Source organism: Kitasatospora sp. NPDC004745, assembly GCF_042873275.1.
Taxonomy (GTDB): Bacteria; Actinomycetota; Actinomycetes; order Streptomycetales; family Streptomycetaceae; genus Kitasatospora.
Genome location: NZ_JBIALK010000061.1, coordinates 1 through 4,647, shown reverse-complemented (window position 1 = coordinate 4,647; position 4,647 = coordinate 1). Strand labels below are relative to the sequence as shown.

Below are 4,647 nucleotides of genomic sequence, written 5' to 3'. Positions count from 1 at the left end.
GGTTCAACCGTCTGAAGGGCCGCGGCGATGGCCTCGGGTTCGTCGGTGTCGGTGTCGAGGAGGACGAGGCGGCCGGGGTGTTCGGTCTGGGCCGTCCGCACCAGACCCCACACCACGGACTGCGCCAGCCCGTCCACCGGATCGCCGGCCGTCACCGCGACCGCGCCGCGGGTGACCAGCACCAGCCGGGAGTCGGCGAAGCGGTCGTCGGCCAGCCAGCCCCGGAGCTCGTCGAGCACCCGGTACGCGGACGGGGCGTCCGGCACGTCGGAGCGGACGATGCGGGGCGCCGGTGCCCCGGCACCGACCAGGCGCAGCGCCTCGGCGTACGGCACCGGCGGCTCGGCCGCGGCGGCGGGTGCCGGCACGGGCAGCCAGGCGATCCGGTGGAGGCTGCCGGCGGTGCGGCGGCTGGCGGTCAGCCGGGCCGGGTCGGTCGCCCGGACGGCGAGTGCGCCGACGGACAGGACGGGCGCCCCGGTGGCGTCGGTGAGCCGCAGTGAGGTGTGCTCGGGTGCCGCGGTGTCGAGGGTGACCCGCAGGGTGCGGGCGCCGGTGGCGTGCAGCCGGACGCCCTGCCACGAGAACGGGACGGGCAGGCCGCCGTCCGGGCCGGGCCCGGCGAGGGCCAGGGGGTGCAGGGCGGCGTCGAGCAGGGCCGGGTGCAGGCTGAAGCCGGTGTCGGTCGCTCCGTCGGGCAGTTCGACCTCCGCCCACCAGGTCCGGTCGCTTCGCCAGGCCGCTCGCAGGCCCTGGAAGAGCGGGCCGTAGGTGTAGCCGTGCTCGCCGAGCCGCCGGTAGGCGTCGGTGAGGTCGACCGGCTCGGCGCCGGTGGGCGGCCAGGTGCCGGTGCCGCTCCCGTCCGCGGAGGGGTCGGGTGTGGTGCCGGGGGCGAGGAGCCCGGTGGCGTGCGTCGTCCAGGTCTGCTCGGCGGTGCCGGTGTCGCTGCCGTCCGGTCGGGAGTGCACGGTGAGGGTGCGCCGGCCCACCTGGTCGGCGGCCCCGACGGTGACCTGGAGCCGGACGGCGCCCTGGTCCGGTACCAGCAGCGGGGCCTGGAGGGTGAGCTCCTCGACGGTGGGCGCGGCGGCCTGCGCGCCCACGTGCAGGGCGAGTTCGAGCAGGGCCGTGCCGGGGACGAGCACCGTGCCGAGGACGGCGTGCCCGGCCAGCCACGGCTGGGCGGAGAGCGAGAGCCGGCCGGTGTGGACGGTGCCGGAGCCGTCGGCGAGGTCCACGGCGGCGCCGAGCAGCGGGTGGCCGGCCTCGCCGAGGCCGGCCCGGGCCAGGCCGCCGCCGACGGGTGCGGCCGGGGCGTCCAGCCAGTACCGCTCGCGCTGGAACGGGTAGGTGGGCAGCTCCGGGCGCGGGCCGGCCGGGACGTCCGCGAAGTACGCGGCCCAGTCCACCGGACCGCCCGCGGTGTGCAGGGCGGCGAGGGTCCGCGGGACGCCGGCGGCCTCGGGCTGCTTGCGGGAGAGCAGGGAGAGCAGGACGGCCTCCGGCAGGGTGTCGGCGGCCATCGCGGCGAGCACGGTGTCCGGGCCGAGCTCCAGGAAGGCGTCGATGCCCTCGGCGGCCAGGGAGCGCAGGCCGTCGGCGAAGCGGACGGTCTCGCGGACGTGCCGCACCCAGTGCTCCGGGTCGGCCAGCTCGGCCGCGGTGGCCGTGCGGCCGGTGAGGTCGGAGACCACGGGGAGGCGGGGCGGGTGGAACTCCAGACCGGCCACCAGCTCCCGGAACCCGTCCAGCATCGGCTCCATCAGCGGTGAGTGGAAGGCGTGGCCGACCGTCAGTCGCCTCGTCCGGGCGCCGAGTCCGGCGGCGCGCTCGGCGACCGCGAGCACCTCCTCCCGGGTGCCGGAGATCACCGTGGCCCGCGGGCCGTTGAGCGCGGCGATCCCGACGTGCTCCTCGTGTCCGGCCAGCAGCCCGCGGGTCGTCTCCTCGTCGAGGGTGAGCGAGACCATCGCGCCACCTGGCGGGAGGGCGTGCATCAGCCGGCCGCGGGCGGTCACCAGGGCGGCGGCGTCCGCGAGGGACAGCACCCCGGCCGCGTGGACGGCCGCGATCGAGCCGATCGAGTGGCCGAGCACCGCGTCCGGATGGACGCCCCAGTGCGCGAGGAGGCGGAACAGGGCCGTCTCCAGGGCGAAGAGGGCGGGCTGGGTGTAGCGGGTCTCGTCGAGCAGGGCGGCTTCGGGGGTGCCGGGTTCGGCGAACAGCAGGTCGCGCAGCGGCCGGTCCAGGTGCGGGTCCAGCGCGGCCAGCGTGGTGTCCAGGGCCTCGGCGAACGTCGGCTGGGCGGCGTACAGTTCGCGCCCGGCCCCGGCCCGCTGGCTGCCCTGGCCGGTGAACAGGAACGCCGTGCGCCGCGCGGTCGGGACGGCGGTGCCGGTGAGCGGGGCGGCCAGGGCGGTGAGCGCCTCCTCGGCCGTGCCGGCGACGAAGGCGGCCCGGTGCTCCAGCGCGGCGGGGCCGGTGGCCAGCGCGCGGGCCACGGCGGCCGGTTCGGTGTCCGGGTGCGCGGCGAGGTGGCGGGCGAGCCGGTCGGCCCGGTCGTGCAGGGCCTGCGGGGTGTGGCCGGAGAGCAGCCAGGGCAGCGGGGTCCCGTCGGCCCGGCCGGTGGGGGCTTCGGCGGCGGGTGCCTGTTCCAGGACGGCGGGCGCCTGTTCCAGGATGACGTGCGCGTTGGTGCCGCTGATGCCGAAGGAGGAGACGGCGGCCCGGGCGGGCCGGTCGGCCGCGGGCCACGGCCGGGCCTCGTCCAGCAGCCGGACGGCGCCGGCCGACCAGTCGACGTGCGGGGTCGGCTCGTCGATGTGCAGGCTCCTCGGGAGCTCCCCGTGCTGCATCGCGAGCACCATCTTGATCACGCCCGCCACGCCGGCGGCGGCCTGGGTGTGGCCGATGTTGGACTTCAGCGAGCCCAGCAGGAGCGGGGTTTCGCGGTCCTGTCCGTAGGTGGCGAGCAGGGCCTGGGCCTCGATCGGGTCGCCCAGGCGGGTGCCGGTGCCGTGCGCCTCCACGGCGTCGACCTGGTCGGGGGTGAGACCGGCGGAGGCGAGGGCCTGCCGGATCACCCGCTGCTGGGAGGGCCCGTTGGGGGCGGTGAGGCCGTTGCTTGCGCCGTCCTGGTTGACGGCGGAGCCGCGCAGCAGGGCCAGCACCCGGTGGCCGTTGCGGCGGGCGTCGGAGAGCCGCTCGACCAGCAGCAGACCGGCGCCCTCCGCCCAGCCGGTGCCGTCCGCCGCGGCCGCGAAGGGCTTGCAGCGCCCGTCCGGCGCCAGGCCGCGCTGGCGGCTGAACTCGACGAAGGTCGCCGGGCTGGCCATCACGGTGACCCCGCCGGCCAGGGCGAGGTCGCACTCGCCCTGGCGCAGGGCCTGGGCGGCCAGGTGCAGGGCGACGAGCGAGGAGGAGCAGGCGGTGTCCACGGTGACGGCCGGGCCCTCCAGGCCGAAGGTGTACGAGACCCGGCCGGAGGCCACGCTGCCCGCGCTCCCGCTGACCAGGTAGCCCTCGAAGCCGTCCGGAGCACTGGGCGCCTGGTGCAGCCGGGCGCCGTAGTCGTTGTACATCACGCCGGTGAAGACGCCCGTGCGGGAGCCGCGCAGGGCGTGCGGGTCGAGCCCGGCCCGTTCGAAGGCCTCCCAGGCGGTCTCCAGCAGCAGGCGCTGCTGCGGGTCGGTGGTGAGCGCCTCGCGGGGGCTGATGCCGAAGAACTCCGGGTCGAAGGAGGCGGCGTCGTAGAGGAATCCGCCGTCGCGGGTGTACGAGGTGCCCGGGCGGTCGGCGTCCGGGTCGTAGAGGGCGTCGAGGTCCCAGCCGCGGTCGGCGGGGAAGCCGGCGACGGCGTCGCGGCCGTCGGCGAGCAGCTGCCAGAGCTCCTCCGGGGTGGTGACCCCGCCGGGGTAGCGGCAGGCCATGGCGACGATGGCGATCGGGTCGTCGTCGGGGGCTGTGGCCCTGGGCGCCTCGGCGACCACCGCGGCCGGGGTGGCGAGGAGTTCCGCGCTCAGCAGCGCGGTCAGCGCGGCCGGGGTCGGGTGGTCGAAGACCAGGGTGGTGGGCAGCCGCAGGCCGGTCTCGGCGGTGAGGCGGTTGCGCAGGTCGACGGCGGTGAGCGAGTCGAAGCCCAGGTCGGTGAAGGCCCGGCCGTCCTGGACGGTCGCCGGGTCGGCGTGGCCGAGCACGGTGGCGGTGGTGGCCCGGACCAGTTCCCGCAGCAGGCGCTCGGCCTCGGCCGGGGAGCCGGCCGCGGCGAGCCGGCGGGCCAGGTGCTCGGCCGGCGACGCGTCGGTCGTGGCGGCCGTCGCGGCCGCCCGGCGGCGGGTGGGCCGGACCAGCGAGCGCAGCGGCGCCGGGACGTCGGTGCCGGGGGCGCCGAGCGCGGCGGTGCTGAAGCGGGCCGGCACCAGCACCGGGTGGTCGGCCGCGAGTGCCTCGTCGAACAGCCGCAGGGCCTGGTCCACGGGCAGCGGGGCGATGCCGGTGCGGGCGAGCCGGGCGAGGTCGGCGGTGCCGAGTCGGCTGCCCATGCCGTCGTCCTCCCAGAGGCCCCAGGCGAGGGAGGTGGCGGGCAGGCCGAGGGCGTGGCGGTGGTGGGCGAGGGCGTCGAGGTAGGCGTTGGCGGCGGCGTAGTTG

Annotated in this window: 1 protein-coding gene; it reads right to left on the bottom strand. The window is 77.6% G+C overall.

Annotated elements, in window-relative coordinates; genetic code table 11:
• Window positions 1-4,647 (bottom strand): beta-ketoacyl synthase N-terminal-like domain-containing protein (locus ACFYUY_RS39965; RefSeq protein WP_387908419.1); only part of this gene is annotated, 4,647 nt, incomplete at both ends.